Genomic DNA, 18,729 nt, shown 5'->3' with positions numbered 1-18,729 from the left:
CCAACAGATGGAGGGCATCGGCACTCGGTGCCGATGCCCTCCATCTCAACGCCTATTCAGGACATTTTACGAACGCGGCCACGCCGAGCGCGCGTCCGCCAGCGCGCCCTTGCCGTCACCCGCGTAGAGGTAGACCTTGCCGGGGCCGACGATCGTGCGGGCCCAGCGGGCGAGCAGGTCCGGCTTGCCGTCGCCGTCGAAGTCGCCGGCGAGCACGTTCTGCATGGTGCCCCAGGACTTGTCGCGCCACATGGAACGGGCGCCGTCGAACGAGCCCTTGCCGTTGCCGGCATAGAGGGCGAGGCCGCCGTCCTTGGAGCCCGCGACGATGTCGTCGTGGCCGTCGCCGTTGAAGTCACCGGTGACGATGAAGTTCTTGGTCCAGGACTTGTCGCGCCACATCTCGGTCTTCTTGCCGGTCAGCACGCCGTCGGCCCCGGACGGGTAGGCGAACAGCGAGCCGTCGTCCCACTGGGCGATGAGGCCGTCGCGCTGCCAGCCGTCACCCCGGTAGCGGGCGATGGCGGTCATCTTGCCCCAGGAGGTGTCGGTCCACATCTTCTTGGCGGAGGCGAGCTTGCCGTCGGGCTTCCCCGCGTAGAGGTGGAGGTTGCCGTCGGGGGCGACGGCGGCGATGTCGGTGATGCCGTCGCCGTTGAAGTCACCGGCGATGATCTGCTGCTTGCCGTCCCAGGACTTGTCGTACCAGAGGTCGCGGCCGTACTCGAGGGTGCCGTCGGGGCCCGCGTAGTAGGCCACCAGCGAGCCGTCCCTGAGCACGGCCGCGACGTCCGCGCGGCCGTCGCCGTTGAAGTCGCCGGAGGTCATGACGCCGGTGAACTGGTCGAGCTTGTTGAACAGGCGCAGCTGCTGGACCCAGCTGTTGACGTCGTCGACGCGGGTGGCGACGGCGCCGGTGCGGGTCTCGGTGTCGTCGCCGCCCCAGCAGCCCTTCTTCCAGGAGCCGGTGGCGACGCCGGCGAGCTCGACCGCGCCGTTCGTCTCGCGGAAGACCGGGCCGCCCATGTCGCCCTGGCAGAGCGAGGCGTCGGCGGGGGCCTTGGGGGCGAGGCCGACGGTCTTGGCGTCCACGGCGTCGGCGCCGAAGACGGCGGTGTTCAGGCGGGTGGGGGACCACTCGTCCTTGGTGCGGCCGTAGCCGGTGACGCGCAGGTCCTCGCCCTGCCGCGGCTGGGCGGTCGACACCTGGACGGGCGTGACGCCGGCGACCGGCTTGGCGAGCCGGACCGCGACCAGGTCACGGTCGGTGCGCGGGACGACCTCGGCGGCCTCGGTCACGGTGCCGCCCGTGCTCCCGAGGTCGGTACGGCCGACGGTGACCGTCGCCTTCAGCGCGGGCACGCCGGGGGTGACGTTGCCGCTCGCGTCGGCGAAGCAGGACGCGGCGGTGAGCACCCAGATCGGGTCGACCAGCGCACCCGTGCAGGCGCGCTTCCCGCCGCCGATGTCGAGCTTCGCGGTGAACGCGTACTGCCCGTCCTTGGCGGCGTCACCGACGACGGCGCTCGCCGGGGCGGCGACGGTCAGGGCGCCGGCGGCGACGGCGGTGGCGAGGGCGGCGGTCGTCCACGCGGTGCGTGAACGCTTCCCGGTTATCTGAGACAACTGTGCTCCTGAAACTACCCTGTGCGGGGTACGGATGACGGGACGTGAGGTCATCAGCCGACGAGCTGGACCTCGCCGAACGGGCCCCTGGTGGAGGGGATGGCGCCGGGCTCGACGCCGGGGTAGTAGCTGAGGTCGGTGGTGTCCCAGCGGACGAGGATGTCGTTGAGGGGGCCGCCGGGCTTGGTGAAGTTGCCGACGGTGATCTGGGCGGCGTGCGTCCAGTGGTAGCCGACGGGCGTGATCTGGACGCGGCCGTGGTCGCCCTTGGTGTCGCCGGTGGGGAAGACCTGGGTCTGGCCGTCGTTCCAGCGGATCATCAGGTCGGCGGTCTTGCCGCCGGTGAACTCGCCGGCGTTGATCTGGACGGCGTTCTTGAAGCCGTCGTTCTTCAGCGTGAGCTGGGTTTCCTTCTTCACGCCGTTGGCACCGGTGTCGGTGTACATCGACGTGGAGCCGTCCTCCCACAGCACGATGAGGTCATCGCGGAGGGCGTTGGCGGAGAAGCGGCCGGAGGTGATCAGGCGGGCGTGGGACCACCAGGAGCCGGGCTCGGCGAGGGTCTTCTCCTCGTGGAAGCCCTTCTCGTCGACGTGGGTGTACGTCGAAAGCTTGCCGTTGTTCCAGCGGACGGTCAGGCCGTCGGTGCCGCTGTCGGTGTACCGGCCGGCCGTGACCGCGACGGCGTTCTTCCAGTAGCTGCCCGCGCCCTCGAGCTGGATCTCACGGGTGAAGGGGTACTTCGGGTCGTTGTAGTCGGCGCCCTGGAAGAGGCTGGCGGAGCCGTCCTTCCACGCGACGAACAGGTCCATGCGGCGCTTGCCGGTGGGCTCGCCGGTGAAGTAGCCCGAGGCCAGGTGCACGGCGTCGCCCCAGCCGCGCCGCCCCAGCAGCGTGCGGGCGTACGTCTGCTGGACCCAGTCGGACAGGTCGTCGACGCGGGTGGCGACGGCGCCGGTGCGGGTCTGGGTGCCGTCGGTGCCCCAGCAGCCGTTCTGCCAGGAGGCGGTGGCGACGGCGACGAGCTCGGTGGTGCCGGTGGCCTCGCGGAGGACCGGGCCGCCCATGTCGCCCTTGCAGAGGGCGGCGTCGGAGGGGGCCTTGGCGGCGAGGTCGACGGTGGTGGCGGCGACGGAGCCGGCGCCGAAGGCGGCGGTGTTGAGGCGGGTGGGTGCCCACTCGTCCTTCGTGCGGCCGAACCCGGCGACCCGCAGGTCCTCGCCCTGCCGGGGCGCGGCGGTGCCCAGGGAGGCCGGGGCGATGCCGGTGACGGGCTTGGCGAGCTTCACCATGACCAGGTCGCGGTCGCCACGGGGCACGAGCTCGACGGCGTCGACGGTGGCGCCCCCCGTCGCCGTGAGGTCGGTGCGGCCGACGGTCACGGTGGTCCGCTGCTTGGGAGCGCCGGCGGTGATGCGGAAGCCCTGCGCGGGGTCGTCCGCGAAGCAGCTCGCGGCGGTGAGCACCCACTGGCTCTCCACCAGCGTGCCGGTGCAGGAACGCTTCCCGCCGATGTCGAGTTTCGCTGTGGAGGCGTACTGTCCGTCCTTGGCCGCGTCACCGACGACGGCGTGCGCGGGAACGGCCGTGAAGGCACCGGTCGCGACGGAACCGGCGATAAGCCCTGCTATCCACGCGACGCGCGGACCCTTGCCAGACATGTTGCTTTCCTTACGAACCTTGAGGCCATGAGGTCTTTGAGGAACAGCCGGTGGCGCGCTGATGCCGGCCAGCGCGCCACCGAGGCGAAGAAGGCGGCGCGTTGCTTACTTCTTCGCGACGATCTCGAGCAGCGTGAACTCACGGCCCTGCGGGTCGGCGCTCTCGCCGACCGGCGTCCACTTGTTCTTGTCGAGGTCGAAGGACTTCGACTCGTTGGAGGTCACCATGTTGACCTTGACCGCGTAGTCGTTGCCCTTGGCGCCGTAGACGGTCGGCAGCTCCAGGCTCAGGTAGCCGGAGGGGCCGTTGACCTTGAAGCAGAACTTGCCCTGGCCGACCTTGTCGCGCTCCTGCATGCCGCGCGAGTAGACCTCGATCAGGCCCGGGGAGCTGTCGCAGGTGGCGAGCATGATGTGCCCGTCACCGCTCTTCAGCTTGATGCCGCGCTCCTGGAAGATCTTGTCCGCCTGCGGGTACTCGAAGTCCTCGACGATGGGCGGCGGGGTGTCGGCGGCCATCGCGGCGTTGGCGCCGGTGATCGCGACACTGCTGGCGATGACGGCGGTGGCCAGCACGCGGGAAATAACCTTCATTGTTCCTTGCCTTCGTAATGAATGCGCTAAGAAATCGTCTGGTGTTCGGCAAAAATACGCGTGCGCGGTTACCGCACACATGCCTGTCCGGCAAGGAAACCGGGATGGTTGGTTCCGCTCTCCGCCGGACCGGGCGACCTATTGATATCACCTGGATCGGCGCGGCTTGAAGTGGAGTTGCATTCCCCGATGTGAAATCACAGATTCCGCTTTTTGGGTCGGCGGGAGGGGCGACCGGCCCTTGCGCGGTGTCAGCTGTCGGGGTGCCGCAGCGGGCGGCTGAACTGGGCGTTCCCCAGGTTGAACCAGGTGTGGAGCGCGCCCGTTTCCTTGCTTCGGCCGAGGAGATGGGCGATGCCGCCCTTGCGCAGGGCGACCGCCGAGAGCTCGGTGGACGTCCAGCCGCCGAGAACCTTTTCGGGGCCGGAGAAGGTTCCGTTACCGTTGCCCGTGAAGAGCTGGAGGTTTCCGGCGCCGTCCTCGGCAATGAGATCGGCCTTGCCGTCACCCGTGAAGTCACCCGCCGTGGTGCGGGTGAAATTCCACTTTTTGAGAACGGGCCGAACGGGCCCGAAGACGGTTTTCCGGTTGCCGGGCCAGAAGTACAGGCCGCCGTCGGTGCCACGGCCGAGGAGATCGGGAATTCCGTCGCCGTTGAAGTCGGCGGCGACGGTCTGGGCGACGGCCCAGCCGTCGAGGACCTTCTTGGGCTTGCCGAAGGTTCCGTTGCCACTGCCACTGATGAGCTGCAGGCTTCCGGCGCCGTCCTTCGCGATGAGGTCGTCATGGCCGTCACCGTTGAAGTCGCCGGCCACGACCTGGGTGTAGTTCCAGTCGCGCGCGACCGTCTTGGGGCCGCCGAAGGTCCCGTCGCCACGGCTGCTGTCGTCGACGTCCTTGTTGCCGGGCCGGAGTCGCAACTCACCATTGGCCTCGCGGGCGATGAGGTCGGGAATGCCGTCCCCGGTGAAGTCGGCGACGACGGTCTGCGTGGGAGCGTTGGATGTGGGCGCGGTGGGCGGGGCGGGGGAGTGGCTGGAGGCGATGGCGTCCGAGAGCGCCTGACTGCCGTTGTCGCTGAAATGCAGACGGTCGTCGCCACGGCCGTAATAGCCGGCGAAGAGCCGGGCGGGATTCAGCGGATCGCGCGTGGCCTGGTCGAAGTCCACGTGCGCGTCGATGTCCGAGGTGGTGCGGATGTAGTCATTGACCTCCTGTCGCACCTTGTCCTTCGCCGGGGTGTATCTCTCGAACCCCTTGAACGGGGGAATCGTGGCCACGGTGAAGGTGAGCCCCGCCGAGTGGGCGCGCGCGGCGAGCTGCCGGATCCCGGATATGACCTCCGGGGCGGACGAGCCGGCGAGGCCGATGTCGTTGATGCCTTCGTAGAGGAGGACGGACTTGACGTTGGGCACGGCCAGGACGTCACGATCGAACCGGTTGAGCGCACTCGGACCGGCCTCCGCCTGGTCGCCGTCGGCGAGCACCCGGTTCCCGGAGATACCGGCGTTGACGACGGTCATCGGCTTGTCCCGGTCCGTCGCCCGGAGTGCGCGCGCGTACGCGTCGGGCCAGCGGCGATTGCCGTCGGCGGTGGTGTGGGCGCCGTCGGTCTGGGAATCGCCGAGGAGAACGACGGTGCCGGCGCTGCTCGCCATGACGTCGACGCCGTCGAGAAAGGCCCAGTAGGGGAATTTGGCGGTGAAGCCGCTGTCCGCCGTATCCATGGTGCGGTCACCCGTGTCCCCGGCCGCGGATGTGTACGACGTCGTCAGCGCCCATTTGTGATAGGGCGCCGTACGAACGGGGTTGGGGAGATAAATGCTGACCAGCAGATTCTCGTCGGCGTTGACGGGGAACGCGGCCGCGTCACTGTAGACGCTCCCGCCGGGCGCGATGACGGTGCCCGGACGGCCGCCGAAGGTCAGGGCCATCGGGGCTGCCGCCGTGGCGGCACCGTGCGCCTGGCGGGCGATGGTGGCGCGCCCGATGGTCACGGGTTCCTTGCTGAAGGTGTTCACCAGGTGGATTCGGGAGGACACCCCGGCGACACCGGCGTGCACGACCATGCGCAGCGTCTGACGGCCGGTCACATTCGTTCGGTCGGACGGATAGGCCGTGGCCATGGCGGTGTTCCACGTCCGCGTCCAGGTGGGCGGGGCGGGCTTCTTCTCGACGGCTTCGGCTTCTGGGGTGGGGGTTCCGGACGACGGTACGAGTGTCCAGACCAGCCCCACGACTACGGTGACCGCTGTCACGACGGTCAAAGGAAGTCTCCAGCGCGACCGTCGGGCCCGTGCCCTGCGCCGCCCACGGCGGTGGCCTGCCATCGGTGCTCTCTCCTCCTGGGTGGGCGGGTCGCCCGGTGATGACCGACAACTGCGGGCCGTGGCCGACCCGTCGAGGTCGGCCACGGCCCGCAGTCAATATCGCTGTCGCGGGTGCATGGCCTCGGATGGAGGGAACCTGCGCGCTCGACAAATCCCGCTAGATCATAATCAGCGCGGACTGCCTCTCCATGACCAGATGCCCGTGTGGAGAGGGAATCGGCTCACCAACTTCCCATGAGGCGAAGCGGAGCACTGAACGTGGCGTTCCCCATGTTGAGCCACTCATGGAGTACGCCTGTCACCTCGCTCCTGCCGATCAGGTGGGCGGTGCCGCCTGCCCGGAACGGGATGGCCGCGGTCTCGGAGTAGCGCCAGTCGTCGAGCAGCTTGACCTTCCGATTGAAGTCGTGATTGCCGTTGCCGGCCCAGAGGTAGAGGGCACCGTCCTCGCCCTTGGCGACGATGTCGGGCTTGCCGTCGCCGTTGAAGTCGCCGGCGATGGTCTGCGTGAAGACCCAGCCGCGCGTTTGATGGGTGCCGGCGTCGATGCCACCGTGCCCGTCGCCCGCCCAGAAACGGAGGTTGCCATCCGCGTCGCGTGCGATGAGGTCGGCGGTGCCGTCTCCGCTGAAGTCACCTGCGGCGGTCTGCGTGTAGTTCCAACCGGCGCGCAGTTGCTTCTTCCTGCTGAAACCCCCGTTGCCATCGCCGGCCCAGAGGTAGAGGACGTTGTCCTCGCCCTTGGCGACGATGTCGGGCTTACCGTCGCCGGTGAAGTCACCGGCGGTGGTCTGGGTGAAATCCCAGCCGTCGGTCAGCTTCTTCTTCAGTTCGAAGGTACCGTCGCCGACGCTCTTCCGGTCGACGTCGCTGTTGCCGGTGTAGAGGTAGAGGGGCGAGTTCTTCTCGTTCTTGTCGCGGGCGATCACATCGGGGATGCCGTCACCGGTGAAGTCCGCGACAGTCGTCTGATCGAATCGTGCGGTCACGCGAGCGGGGACAGGGGCGGGGACGACGGCGTCGGAGAGGACCTGGGTGCCGTTGTCACCGAAGTGCAGACGGTCGTCGCCCCGGTTGTAGTAGGCGGCGTACAGCCGGGTCGGGTCGAGCGGGTCGCGCGTCACCCCGTCGAAGTCCACGTACGAGTCGATGTCGCGGGTCGTCCGGATGTACTCGTTGACCTGTTGCCGCGCTCGATCCTTGTTGGCGTCGTAGGAGTCGTACCCCCGGAAAGGCGGAATCGTGGCCGCGGTGAAGGTGATGCCCGCGGCATGGGCGCGGGTGGCGAGCTGCTTGATTCCGCCAATGAGGTCCGCGCTGGAGGTGCCTCTGGCGATGTCGTTGATGCCTTCGTAAAGGATCACGGACTTCACGCCGGGTTGCGCGAGGACGTCGCGGTCGAAACGATTGAGCGCGCTCTGACCGTAATCAGGGTGATCGGCCAGCAGAAGGTTCCCCGATATGCCCGCGTTGACGACGCCCATGGGCTTGTCCTGGGCCTGAAGGGCCCGCCCGTACGCGTCGGGCCAGCGCCGGTTGGCGTTGGGCGTGGTGTGGCCCCCGGACGTCTGCGAATCACCGAAGGCGACGGTGGTCCCTCCGCTGTTCGGCGCCACGACGTCGACGCCGCCGAGGAAGGCCCAGTAGGGGAAGTCGGGCCGGAGGTTTCCGTCACCGGTGTCGGCGGTGCGGTCCGTGGCGTCGCCGGGCGCGGACGTATAGGAAGTGGTCAGTGTGTGCCTGTGGAACGGGGCCGTGGCGACATTCTGCGGCAGGTAGATGCTGACCAGGAGGTCTTCGTCGGCCTTGACGGCGAACGGGGCCGGGTCGCTGTCGACGCTCCCGTCAGGGGCGAGCACGGTGCTCTGGCTGCCGTTGCCGAAGGTCAAGGTGACGGGAGCGTCGGCGGCCACGCCGTCCTTGGCCCGGCGGGCGATGGTGGCGTGCCCGATCGTCACCGGCTCCTTGTTGAAGGTGTTCACCAGATGGATGCGGGCGGCGGCACCGGCGATGCTGGTGTGCACAACCATGCGCAGGGTCTGCCGACCGCGTACCAGGGAGCCGTACCGATCGGATTTGTCCTTGCCGGGCGGCGCGGGCCACTCTGCGGGCGCGGCGATGTTCATGGCCGTGCCCCAGGTCCTGGTCCATGCGGGGGCGGTCGGCGCCGCCGGTGCCGCGGCTGCCGGCGGTGCGGTGGGTTTCGCCGATGTAGTGGGTGCCGCGGGTGTCGCCGAGGGAGCGGAAGCGGGGCCAGTACGGGGGGCGGCTTCCGCGCTGGTGGGGCCCAGCGCCGACGCCAGGCCGGCGCAGACGAGGGCGACGGCGGCCGTCGGTGCGGATATGCCCGTTGCGAAGGATCTCAGGCGGGACCGCCGGGCGCGGGTCTGGGATGTACGAGGGCGTGCCATGCGTGCTGTCTCCTTCTGCGGAGAGGGGAAAAAGACATTCGTGCGGGCAGCCGGAAGGGGACGTCGGCGCGGAATCGCCGACGTCCCCTTCCGTTGATGGCCGGGCTTACGAGCCTTCAGTGAGCTTGACGGGCCTGGGGAAGGTCCCGTTGCCGTTGCCCGCCCACAGCCAGATGTAGGGGGCTCCGGTCTTCTCGTCCTTGGCGATGAGGTCGGCCTTGCCGTCGCCGGTGAAGTCGCCGGCCGTGGTCTGGACGAAGTTCCAGTTGCCGGACGACAGCGTGGTGGGGCGGCTGAACGTGCCGTTCTTGCTGCCGGTCCACAGGAGCAGGTCCTTGTTGGCGCCGCGGGCGATGAGGTCGGAGACGCCGTCGCCGTTGAAGTCGGCGTTCACCGTCTGGGTGAACTCCCAGCCTCCGGTCAGCTGCTTCCGGGAGTTGAAGGTGCCGTCACCCTTGCCCGTCCACAGCCAGAGGACCTTGTCCTTGTCCATGGCGATCAGGTCACCCTTGCCGTCGGCGTTGAAGTCGCCAGCATTCAACTGGGTGTAGACGTAGTCGTTGTTCGTGATCGTGATGGCGCGGCTGAAGCCACCACCCTTGCTGCCCGACCAGCGGAACAGGTTGTTCTTCGCGTCGCGGGCGACGAGGTCCATGATCCCGTCGCCGTTGAGGTCGGCGCTCGCCGTCTCGGCGAAGTCCCAGCCGCCGGTGAGCAGGTGGGGAGCGGCGAAACGCCCACCCTTCTGGGCCACCCACACCGACAGCTCGCGGGACGCGTTGACGGTGTACAGGTCCGCCACGCCGTCGCCGTTGTAGTCCCCGGCGGCCACGACCGTCTGGTCGAGCGGCAGTCGGCTCGTGGTGGTGATGATCCAATCGCCGAGGTCGTCGACGCGGGCGTCGACCGCGTCCTTACGGGTCTCGGCCGGGTCGGTGCCGAAGCAGCCACCCTGCCAGGAACGGCTGTTGACGCCGACGAGCTCCTGACGACCGCCGACATCGCGGAACGCGGGGCCGCCCGTGTCGCCCTGGCAGATGACGGCGTCGGCCGACTTGCCGGTGAGGCCGAGCGAGGCGCCCTTGACGGAACCGACGGTGAAGGAGGCGTAGTGGAGGGCGTCGGGCACCCACTCGGTCTTCGTACGGCCGTAACCGGCGACGCGCAGTTCCTCGCCCTGGATCGGGGCGCTGCCGGCGATCGCCGCCGGGGTGACGCCGGCCACCGGCTTGGCCAGCTTGGCCAGCACCACGTCACGGTCGTCGCGCGGCACGAGCTGCACGACGTCGACCACGGTGCCGGTGTCCCGGGTGAGGTCGGTACGGCCGATGGTGGCGGTGGTCTTCAGCTTCGGCGCGCCCGCCGGGACCTTGGCGTCCTGGGCGGGGTTGTCAGCGAAGCAGCTGGTCGCGGTGATCAGCCACTGCTCGTCGACGAGCGCGGCGGTGCAGCTGCGCTCGCCGCCGATGTCGAGCTTGGCGGTGAACTGGAACGAGTCCTTGGCGGTCGCCCCCTCCACGGCCTGGGCCGGTGCCGAGGTCAGGACGGCAGCGGCTGCTGCGCCGGTCGCGACGAGCCCTCTTGTCCACGCGGTGCGCGAACGCTTGACAGACATGAATTTCCCCGAGGTATATCAGTACCCGGACCGGGCGGTCAGTCCCGGTCCGGTGAACAAGTTGCTTGTGTGGCTCAGCCGACGAGCTGGACCTCGCCAACGGGGCCCCGGTCCTTGGACGGGATGGCGTTGGGGGTCACGTTCGGGTAGTAGCTGAGGTCGGTGGTGTCCCAGCGGACGAGGATGTCGTTGAGGGGGCCGCCGGGCTTGGTGAAGTTGCCGACGGTGATCTGGGCGGCGTGCGTCCAGTGGTAGCCGACGGGGGTGATCTGGATGCGGCCGTGGTCGCCCTTGGTGTCGCCGGTGGGGAAGACCTGGGTCTGGCCGTCGTTCCAGCGGATCATGAGGTCGGCGGTCTTGCCGCCGGTGAACTCGCCTGCGTTGATCTGGACGGCGTTCTTGAAGCCGTCGTTCTTCAGCGTGAGCTGGGTTTCCTTCTTCACGCCGTTGGCACCGGTGTCGGTGTACATCGACGTGGAGCCGTCCTCCCACAGCACGATGAGGTCGTCGCGGAGGGCGTTGGCGGAGAAGCGGCCGGAGGTGATCAGGCGGGCGTGGGACCACCAGGAGCCGGGCTCGGCGAGGGTCTTCTCCTCGTGGAAGCCCTTCTCGTCGACGTGGGTGTACGTCGAGAGCTTGCCGTTGTTCCAGCGGACGGTCAGGCCGTCGGTGCCGCTGTCGGAGTACCGGCCAGCGGTGACGGCTTCGGCGTTCTTCCAGTAGCTACCCTTGCTCTCGAGCTTGTACTCGGCGGAGAAGGGGTACTTCGGGTCGTCGTGGTCGGCACCCTTGAAGAGGGATGCCTCGCCGTCCTCCCAGGCCACGAAGAGGTCCATGCGACGCTTGCTGTTGCTGGCCGGGTCACCGGTGAAGTAGCCGGAGGCGATGTGCTTCGCGTACTTCCAGTTCGAGCGCTTGAGCAGGTCACGCGAGGAAACGGACTGGATCCAGCCGGCGATGTCGTCGGTACGGGTGTCGAGGGCGCCCTTGCGGGTCTCGGCCTCGTGACCGAGACAGCCACCCATCCAAGAACGGCTGTTGACGCCGACGAGTTCGTATCGGCCGCCGACCTCACGGAAGGCCGGGGCGCCGGTGTCGCCTTCGCAGATGACGGCGTTGTCGGACTTTCCGGTGAGGTTGACCGAGCTGGCCTTGGCGGTGCCCACGGTGAACTGCCCGTAGTGCAGGCGGTCCGGCACCCACTCGTCCTTGGTACGGCCGTAGCCACTGACGAAGACGTCCTCGCCCTCCACGAGGGCGTTGAAGCCGAGGTTGACCGGGGCGATGCTGGTGACCGGCTTCTCGAGCTTGGCCATGACCAGGTCACGGTCGGCATGAGGGACGAGCTCGACGACGTTGGAGACCGTGCCGGCGTCACGGGTCAGGTCCGCGCGCCCGATGGTGGCGGTCGTCTTCAGCTTCGGCGCACCAGCGGCGACCTTGAAGCCTTGCTCGGGGTTGTCGGCAAAGCAGCTCGCCGCAGTGACCAGCCACTGCGACTCGACCAGGGCGCCGGAGCAGCTGCGCTCGCCACCGATGTCGAGCTTGGCGGTGAACGTGTACGAGCCGTCCTTGGCCGTCGCTCCCACAACAGCGTGGGCGGGAGCGGCGGTCAGCAGACCGGCCGTTACGGTGGATGCGAGAAGGCCAATGGCCCCTGTCGCGCGCCTGCGGCTGACGGACATTGTGCTTCTTCCTTAAGAGTTCAGAGATCGGCGAGGCGTGTGGAGCACCGTCACCCGGTGCTTCAGGACCGGGCGGTCGATCAGCCGGTGACGCGCAGCTCGACGAGGACGGTCGGAGCGCCCGGGCCGCCTTCCGTGGCCGGCTTGCCCTCGCCGACGCCCTTGAAGCCGTTCTTCGGGACATCGACGGTGTCCGTCGTGCCCTCTGCGGTCACCTTGGCGCGTACGGCGTAGTCCGCCGTCTTGATGTTGAAGGTCTCGGGGATCTCAAGGGCGAGATATCCGGACTTGCCATTGCCGGTGACCTTGAAGCAGTAACGTCCCTCAGCATTCTGGCGGGTTCCCACCACAATGTCCGTGGACGTCTTGCAGTCCGCGAGGAGAATGTGGCCGTCGCCCTTGCGGAGCACGATGCCCTTCTCCTTGAGGATCTTGTCCGCATTCGGGTAGGAGAAGGTCTCGACTGCGGTGGGCGGGGCGGCCTCGTCCGTCGGCGCGGGCGCGGGGGCGGCGACGGCGAAGGTGTAGCCGCCGGCGATAACCGAAGCGGTGCCGATAAAGCCGGCCAGCGCCATTTTGCGCGTGCGAGATATCACCAGGGTTGCCTTTCGAGCATGTAGGGCGACGGAAGGGCCCGCGCCTAAGGGTGAGATAAAACCAGGTGGGGAACCTATCATCCCCGCAAACTTTGCCTGCACTTGACGCTCCGTCGGGACTGCTTCCCTTGAGTTTCAGCGGCCTACCGTAGGTAATGGATTGACGCGTACGTGACAATATGTGTGCGGGGCGTCAGTTGTTTTGCGCTCAACAAGCCTCCTGTGACGGCCGGTTCCTCTGGCCGATCGTGTCCTGAGCGGTCGTCAGGCTGGCTATGCTCACCTTGCCGAAGTACGGCAGACTGCAAGAGTCGGAGAGATTCAAGTAGTGAGAGAAAACCTCTACTTGACGAGGAGTAACCGGAAGTGGTCGACTGGCGCGCGAGCCGTCAGCCTTGGACTTCTTCCCCTTACGCTCGTCGCGGGCCTGATCGGAGCAGCGCCCGCATTTGCGGATGGAGAAGACACCACGAGTCGTATTGCGACGACGGATCGTGGGCGAATAGTTGAGCTGTGGAAATCTGGCGGTCCTGGTGTAAAGGCGGCGGCGGAAGTCGCGCTCATGGGCACCGATGAGGATGTGCGCCGGTTCCTCGGCAGTGAGAAGGACATCGTCGAGCTGCACGACCAGCAGGTTGCCCTGACGCAGTTGGTGGGTGTCAGCGGTCGCGGAGTCCGCGAGGCAGCGCTGAAGGCGCTGAGCGGCAGCCAGCAGGACCTGCGCACCTTCTTCAAGGACGGCTGGCAGAAGCCGCTTGAGCAGGACTTGCAGGTTCGTGTCACGCAGATTATCGGTGCGGGTGGCCGTGGCGTGCAGATCGCGGGCAAGGCAGCGCTCGACGGCGGTCCCGAGAAGGTTCGGCAGTTCCTCAATGACGGCCAGTACACCGCTCGCGAGGCGGATGACCGAGTCGCATTGACGCAGGTCCTGGGAGGGGGAGGTCCCGCTACCCAGGCGGCTGCCAAGGTGGCGATGGACGGCACGCCTGAGGATGTGCGTGAATTCCTCGAGGTAGGCCAGTATGTAGCTGCTGCACGGGACCGGGAGCGTGCGTCTGTAGCGGAGTTGGCCGCTCAGGCAAAGGCCGCAGGTGCGCAGGCCAAGCGGCAGACAGAAGCCGCTCAGGAGGCATCGGCGCGTGCGGTCGAGGCGTCCAAGCTGGCCAAGGAAGCCGCTTTGAAGGCGGCGAAGGAGACCGAAGAAGCCCGTAAGGACTCCAAGCGAGCCGCGAACGCCGCCGACCGAGCGGCTCGTTCGGCGCGTGACGCGGCTTCAGCCGCTCAGGAGGCTATCAGCGCCGCGCGGGCGGCGAATCAGTCCGCGCGTATTGCTGCCGCAGCGGCATCGCAGGCAGCGGCAGCCGCCGCTGGCGCAGCCGAGGCGGCCTCGCGTGCGCGCGGCGCTGCTGCGGCTGCTGCTGCGGACGCGGGCGAGGCGGCTTCTGCCCGTAGGGCTGCGGAGGAAGCGCGAAATGCGGCCAAGGGAGCCCGGCTGGCTGCCCAGGCCGCTGAAATGGCTGGTGACGCAGCGAATGCGGCGATGGGTGCTGCGCACGCTGCTGCGTCAGCGGGTGCGAACGCCGACGCTGCGGCCAGCGCGGCCGGCCAAGCCAGCGATCTTGCCGATGCGGCAGGTATGCACTCGGACGAAGCTGCTGCTGCCGCTGCTTCAGCACGCCGTCATGCGCGCGAGGCATCCCGCGCTGCGGATGCTGCCGAAGCGCTCGCGAACGAATCAGCTGCTGCGGCATATGAGGCACGCGACGCGGCCAATGATGCAGCCGACCACGCTGAGAAGGCAGCGAAGTTCGCGGATGACGCGGCTGCGCACGCGGGTGAGGCAGCGAAGGCGGCCAAGGAATCGAAGGACCACGCGGACGCTGCCAAGGGAGCGGCTGACGCTGCCTCGAAGGCTGTTGCCACGGCCAAGAAGGTCTTTGCCCTGACTCGTAAGAGTGAGGAAGAGGAGCTCAGGACGCGCACTGCAGCGGGTATCGAAAAGGCCAAGGATCTCCGAGCAGCAGACGATGCCAGCAGGGCCAAGCTGGCAGCGTCTGAGAAAGAGGCCAAGGATCGAGCGGCGGAGGCTTCTCGCCTTGCCGCCGAGGCCGCCAAGCCCGATGCCGACGTCAAGCAGGTCGTGGAAAGCGGCCGGAAACTCGCTGTGCTCGCGATGAAGGCCGGTGCTCCTTGGAGTGGCGCCGCTGCTGAGATGGCTCTCGCAGGTCCCGATCAGGCCGTCGTCGATTACGTGCGCAGTGGCTGGAAGAAGGCCGCGGAGCGGGATGAACGGGCTCGGGTCGAGCGTCTGGCTGACGAGCCTCAGTCGTCTTCGGTCCGTACCGCTGCCATCAAGGCCCTGGCGGGTGACGCGCAGCAGGTCCATGCCTTTCTGGAGACTGGTGCGCACGAAGCTGCGGCCAATGACTATCGAGTCCGTGTCACCCAGATCGCGAGCTCCGGTAGCCGTGGGGTGAAGGATGCCGGGACTGCGGCGCTGAAGGAGAACACGCCGCAGAAGTTGGCGGAGTTCCTTACGGACGGGCAGTACAACGCTCGCACGGCTGATGAGCGGGTTCAAGCGACTCAGCTGGTTGGCAGTGGCGGCCCTGAGCTGAGGGCTGCGGCTCAGATTGCTCTCGAGGGTCCTCCGCAGCGGCTGCATCAGTTCATTGCCGTGGGCCAGTTCATGGCCAAGCGGAAGGACCAGCTCGCCGCCACGCACATCGCAGATGTGCAGCACTTGATTTCAGGGGCTGACGCTGTCGCAGCCGAGGCGCAGAAGAACGCGGCTCTGGCATACCGTGTGGCCGCTATCGCCAAGAAGGCGGCAGACGAGGCCAAGGACTGGGCGAAGAAGGCCGCCGATTCGGCGGACCTGGCGAAGAAGTACGCTGCCGATGCCAGTAAGTCGGCCAATGAGGCCGAAGCCTCAGCTGCTCAGGCCAGGGAATCGGCGAGGACCGCTCGCCAGGCGGAGGCTGATGCGATCCAGGCGGCGTCCGAGGCCATTGACTCCGCCGCACGTGCCCAAAGCTCGGCCAACTGGGCTCGGGCCTCTGCGGATGATGCCTGGACTTCTGCCGGCCGGGCGCGTTCTTCCGCCGAAACGGCGGGGAAGGACGCGGATGCAGCGTACAAGGCTGCGAACGAGGCCTTCGATGTTGCTGCCTACAAGCAGCAGCAAGAGGACGCGGCATGGCGTGCGGCTGTGGAAGCCTGGGAGAAGGATTACGGTCCGGATGAGGAAGTCCAGCGTGGCAAGAACGATGACTGGATGCCAGGCTGGCTGAGGAAGGGTACCGACGCCGTCGTTGGCTCCGCCAAAAAGGTGGGTAACTACGCTGAAGCGATTTTCACGAACCCTGATGTATGGGCTGGGGCGGGCGAAACCGCGCTGAGCATCTTCCTCATAGGTGGAGGCTCGGCTATTACCCTTGAAGGGGGCGCTACTTGCGTCGTTGCCGGCGCGGTAACCGTCGGGGTTGGCTGCGTGGCCCTCGGAGTACCGGTGATGGCCGTCGGGGGCACGGCGATTTACCGAGGTGCTGAAGGGGTAAGCGACGGAATCGGTCGTATCGATAATGGTCTGCGCACTGCATGGCGCGAGGCTGAGGCGAAGTCAAGCTCCGGGGGAAGCTCCGATGAGTGGCTGGCGCCGGACGCCCGTGAAAAGGTCCCGGACTCTCTGAAGAAATTCGAAGCGCGGAACAGGAAGGGTGTGGGCGTCCGCTGGAATGATGGGAAGGGTAACGGGGTCCGCATCGACAAGGGTGAAGCCAGTAACTCTCAAGAGTATCAGCAGGTCGACCATGTTGTCATCAACTATGGCGGTAAGGTCATCGGAAGGGATGGAAAGCCCATCAATGGATCGATCAAGGAAGATGCTTGGAATGCCCACATCCCGCTTGAAGAATGGCGCAAGTGGAGGTCGTGGAATCAGCCGTGAACGCCGAGCATAAGTCGGTTCAACTTCCGGATATGAGGGCGGAAGTCATCTCTGCGGTCCGAGCTCTTTCGGATCGTGAATACCAGCAACGTGTCTGGATTGATCGACAGTATCCAAGCCCTGGGTACTATGATGACTTCACTCTCAACGTGAACGTTCTGGATGATGCTGCAGTTCTGGACGATCCGAACTCGGCTGTCGGCTTCACGCTGGCGTCCGATGAGGAAGCGAGGGCGATGGCAGATCTCGCTGTTAGCATCAACGAGGTTCTTGCCGCTGTGGGAAGTGAGAGTCCTGACAGTGCTTTCTTGGGCTCCCCCTTGTGGGGGGATGTCCTGGATGCTGCTAAGAATGCTCTTCGGGTCCTGACGGCCTGATTGGATGTGGGCCCTGTCGAATTCATTCGGCGGGGCCTGTTCAATTCACTGAGGCAGTATTTTGTGTTGACGTGAGAATCGCCACCGCCCTTCGGTGAGATCGAGTTTGCCCAACTGCCTTTGCCGTGCCCTACGCCGCGCCGAACGTGAAGTTCGAGTGGCTCGTCGCCAATTGCGCTCCCTCCGGGCTGAAAGCCGTCACCTGGAGCTGCCAGTGGACCGGCGGGGTCGGGACTATGAAGGTGGGCTTCCAGTCCGTGCTGTCCCAGTTGAGGGCCGGGGTGCTGATGGTGCTGTCCTCGCTCATGGAGAGCTTGGTGGTGTCGTTGTACGTGTGCCACTTGATGTAGCCCGAGCGGCCCTTGAGGCCTGTCCAGGTCATCGTCACCTGGACCTTCGTCACCGTCGGGGTGACCGCGCCCAGGGGGACGATGCTCGTGATCCTGGCGGTGACGGGGGGCTGGGTGGGGGCTGTGGGTGGGGTGGTGCGTGGGGGCGTGGTGTTGAGTTCCGGGCGCGGCGGTGCCGGGGTGGTGGGGGAGGCCGTGGGGGTTGGCTTGTTCGGGGCGAAGGGGCCCTTCTGGAGCAGGACCGGGATCACCGCCGCCAGGACCACGGCGAGGCCGCCCGTCACCCAGTACGTCCAGACGCGAGGCCAGAAGGGGGTGTGCGCCGGTGGTCGAGGTGGGTCTCCGTCCGGGTTCACTTCGCCGTCCCCCTCGGATCCGGTGCCGTCTGCCGTCTCGTTCCGGGCGCTTCGTCCACCGCCCCCGCGCATCCGGACCGTACACCCGGAATCGGCCATTCAGGCGTGGGGCGGGCTCGGTTGGGGGCGCGCGTCGGCCGATGGCGCCCCCGGAACCGTGAAGCCGGTACTCAGGCGATTCGCGTCGCTGTACCGCTCACCCGCACCCTCCGGTCGCCCTCCCGCAGCTCCACCCCCAGCAGTCCCGGCCGTCCCATGTCCGCGCCCTGGTGGAGGGTGAGCCGGGCCGCCGCGCCCACCAGGCCGTGCTCCCGCAGGTACGCGCCCAGCGCGGCCGCCGCCGCGCCCGTCGCCGGGTCCTCCACGACACCGCCCACCGGGAACGGGTCCCGTACGTGGAAGACCGTCCCGCTCTCCCGCCACACCAGCTGGACCGTCGTCAGGTCATGGGCGCGCATCAGCGTCGCCAGGCGGTCGAAGTCGTAGTCCAGGTGTGAAAGTCGCTGCCTGGTGGCCGCCGCCAGGATGAGGTGACGCGCTCCCGCGTACGCGATGCGGATTGGGAAGGTCGGGTCCAGGTCCGTCGCCCGCCAGTCCAGGGCTGCCAGGGCTTCGGTCAGGGTCTCCGCCGGTACGTCTTCCATGTGCGGGTCCACGCTCGTCAGGGTGGCCCGGAGTTGCGCGTCCACCTCCACCGGCACCGTCCCCACCGGCGTCGCGAAGAGGAACTCGCCCGGACCTCGCCGTTCCGCCAGCGCGACCGCCGTCGCCACCGTCGCGTGGCCGCAGAACGACACCTCCGCCAGCGGGCTGAAGAAGCGCAGTGTGAACGCCCGGCCCGGCTCGCCCAGCCCCTCCGGCGGTGCCGTCAGGAACGCCGTCTCGCTGTAGCCCAGCTCCGCCGCGATCGCCAGCCGTGCCGAGTCGTCCAGGGCCGAGGCGTCCAGGACGACACCGGCGGGGTTGCCGCCGGAAGGGTCCGAGGAGAAGGCCGTGTAACGGAGGACGTCACCGGTAGCGGGGGAGTTCGTCTGTGTCTTCATGGGCAGGTCAACTTTTTGCCGCCGGCTCCCTATTCCGTATCGCACATCACCCCCGTAAGGGGCGATTGGCGGTTGTGGCCGTGACATCATGGAAGTAATTTGAAACTACAAGTATTCGGACTTCCATGGAGAGACA

12 protein-coding genes are annotated in these 18,729 nt (G+C 67.4%); 2 read left to right on the top strand and 10 right to left on the bottom strand.

Going from position 1 to position 18,729, the window contains the following annotated elements; translation table 11 throughout:
• Positions 1-66: 66 nt before the first annotated feature.
• From EKH77_RS09005 to EKH77_RS08970, 8 genes are all read right to left on the bottom strand, one after another.
• Positions 67-1,626, bottom strand: a complete 1,560-nt coding sequence (locus EKH77_RS09005) for an FG-GAP-like repeat-containing protein (protein ID WP_240667284.1) — start codon at positions 1,624-1,626, stop codon at positions 67-69.
• Between the two features lie 53 nt (positions 1,627-1,679).
• Positions 1,680-3,287: a S1 family peptidase gene (locus EKH77_RS09000; protein WP_126913888.1), complete on the bottom strand. Its 1,608-nt coding sequence runs from the start codon at positions 3,285-3,287 to the stop codon at positions 1,680-1,682.
• Between the two features lie 105 nt (positions 3,288-3,392).
• Positions 3,393-3,881, bottom strand: coding sequence for a hypothetical protein (locus EKH77_RS08995; protein WP_189451877.1), 489 nt, complete (start codon positions 3,879-3,881; stop codon positions 3,393-3,395).
• A 251-nt stretch (positions 3,882-4,132) separates the two neighbouring features.
• A complete protein-coding gene (locus EKH77_RS08990; protein ID WP_240667715.1) occupies positions 4,133-6,139 on the bottom strand; it encodes an FG-GAP-like repeat-containing protein in 2,007 nt (668 codons plus the stop codon).
• A 293-nt stretch (positions 6,140-6,432) separates the two neighbouring features.
• On the bottom strand, positions 6,433-8,337 hold the full coding sequence (locus EKH77_RS08985; protein ID WP_126913886.1) for an FG-GAP-like repeat-containing protein: 1,905 nt from the start codon (positions 8,335-8,337) through the stop codon (positions 6,433-6,435).
• A 391-nt stretch (positions 8,338-8,728) separates the two neighbouring features.
• On the bottom strand, positions 8,729-10,237 hold the full coding sequence (locus EKH77_RS08980) for an FG-GAP-like repeat-containing protein (protein WP_126913885.1): 1,509 nt from the start codon (positions 10,235-10,237) through the stop codon (positions 8,729-8,731).
• A 74-nt stretch (positions 10,238-10,311) separates the two neighbouring features.
• Positions 10,312-11,826: a S1 family peptidase gene (locus EKH77_RS08975; RefSeq protein WP_164737767.1), complete on the bottom strand. Its 1,515-nt coding sequence runs from the start codon at positions 11,824-11,826 to the stop codon at positions 10,312-10,314.
• A 176-nt stretch (positions 11,827-12,002) separates the two neighbouring features.
• Positions 12,003-12,497: a hypothetical protein gene (locus EKH77_RS08970; RefSeq protein ID WP_126913883.1), complete on the bottom strand. Its 495-nt coding sequence runs from the start codon at positions 12,495-12,497 to the stop codon at positions 12,003-12,005.
• 367 nt (positions 12,498-12,864) lie between these two features.
• On the opposite strand from EKH77_RS08970, the gene EKH77_RS08965 reads away from it, so the two are divergent.
• Both EKH77_RS08965 and EKH77_RS08960 read left to right on the top strand, forming a co-directional pair.
• Positions 12,865-16,467, top strand: a complete 3,603-nt coding sequence (locus tag EKH77_RS08965; protein WP_430981027.1) for a colicin E3/pyocin S6 family cytotoxin — start codon at positions 12,865-12,867, stop codon at positions 16,465-16,467.
• Positions 16,443-16,844 carry an SCO4402 family protein gene (locus tag EKH77_RS08960; protein WP_126913881.1) on the top strand — a complete coding sequence of 134 codons (402 nt, stop codon included), beginning with the start codon at positions 16,443-16,445 and terminating at the stop codon, positions 16,842-16,844. Before EKH77_RS08965 ends, EKH77_RS08960 begins: the two co-directional genes overlap by 25 nt.
• A gap of 130 nt (positions 16,845-16,974) precedes the next feature.
• Here EKH77_RS08960 and EKH77_RS08955 read toward each other — a convergent pair whose 3' ends face one another.
• A complete protein-coding gene (locus EKH77_RS08955) occupies positions 16,975-17,550 on the bottom strand; it encodes a hypothetical protein (RefSeq protein ID WP_126913880.1) in 576 nt (191 codons plus the stop codon).
• A 170-nt stretch (positions 17,551-17,720) separates the two neighbouring features.
• On the bottom strand, positions 17,721-18,593 hold the full coding sequence (locus tag EKH77_RS08950) for a PhzF family phenazine biosynthesis protein (RefSeq protein ID WP_126913879.1): 873 nt from the start codon (positions 18,591-18,593) through the stop codon (positions 17,721-17,723).
• Between the last annotated feature and the right edge of the window lie 136 nt (positions 18,594-18,729).

Origin of the sequence: Streptomyces luteoverticillatus (assembly GCF_003970715.1) — a bacterium.
Taxonomy (GTDB): Bacteria; Actinomycetota; Actinomycetes; order Streptomycetales; family Streptomycetaceae; genus Streptomyces; species Streptomyces abikoensis.
The sequence above is the reverse complement of the archived record's forward strand: the minus strand, read 5'-3'. Positions and strand labels throughout refer to the sequence as shown.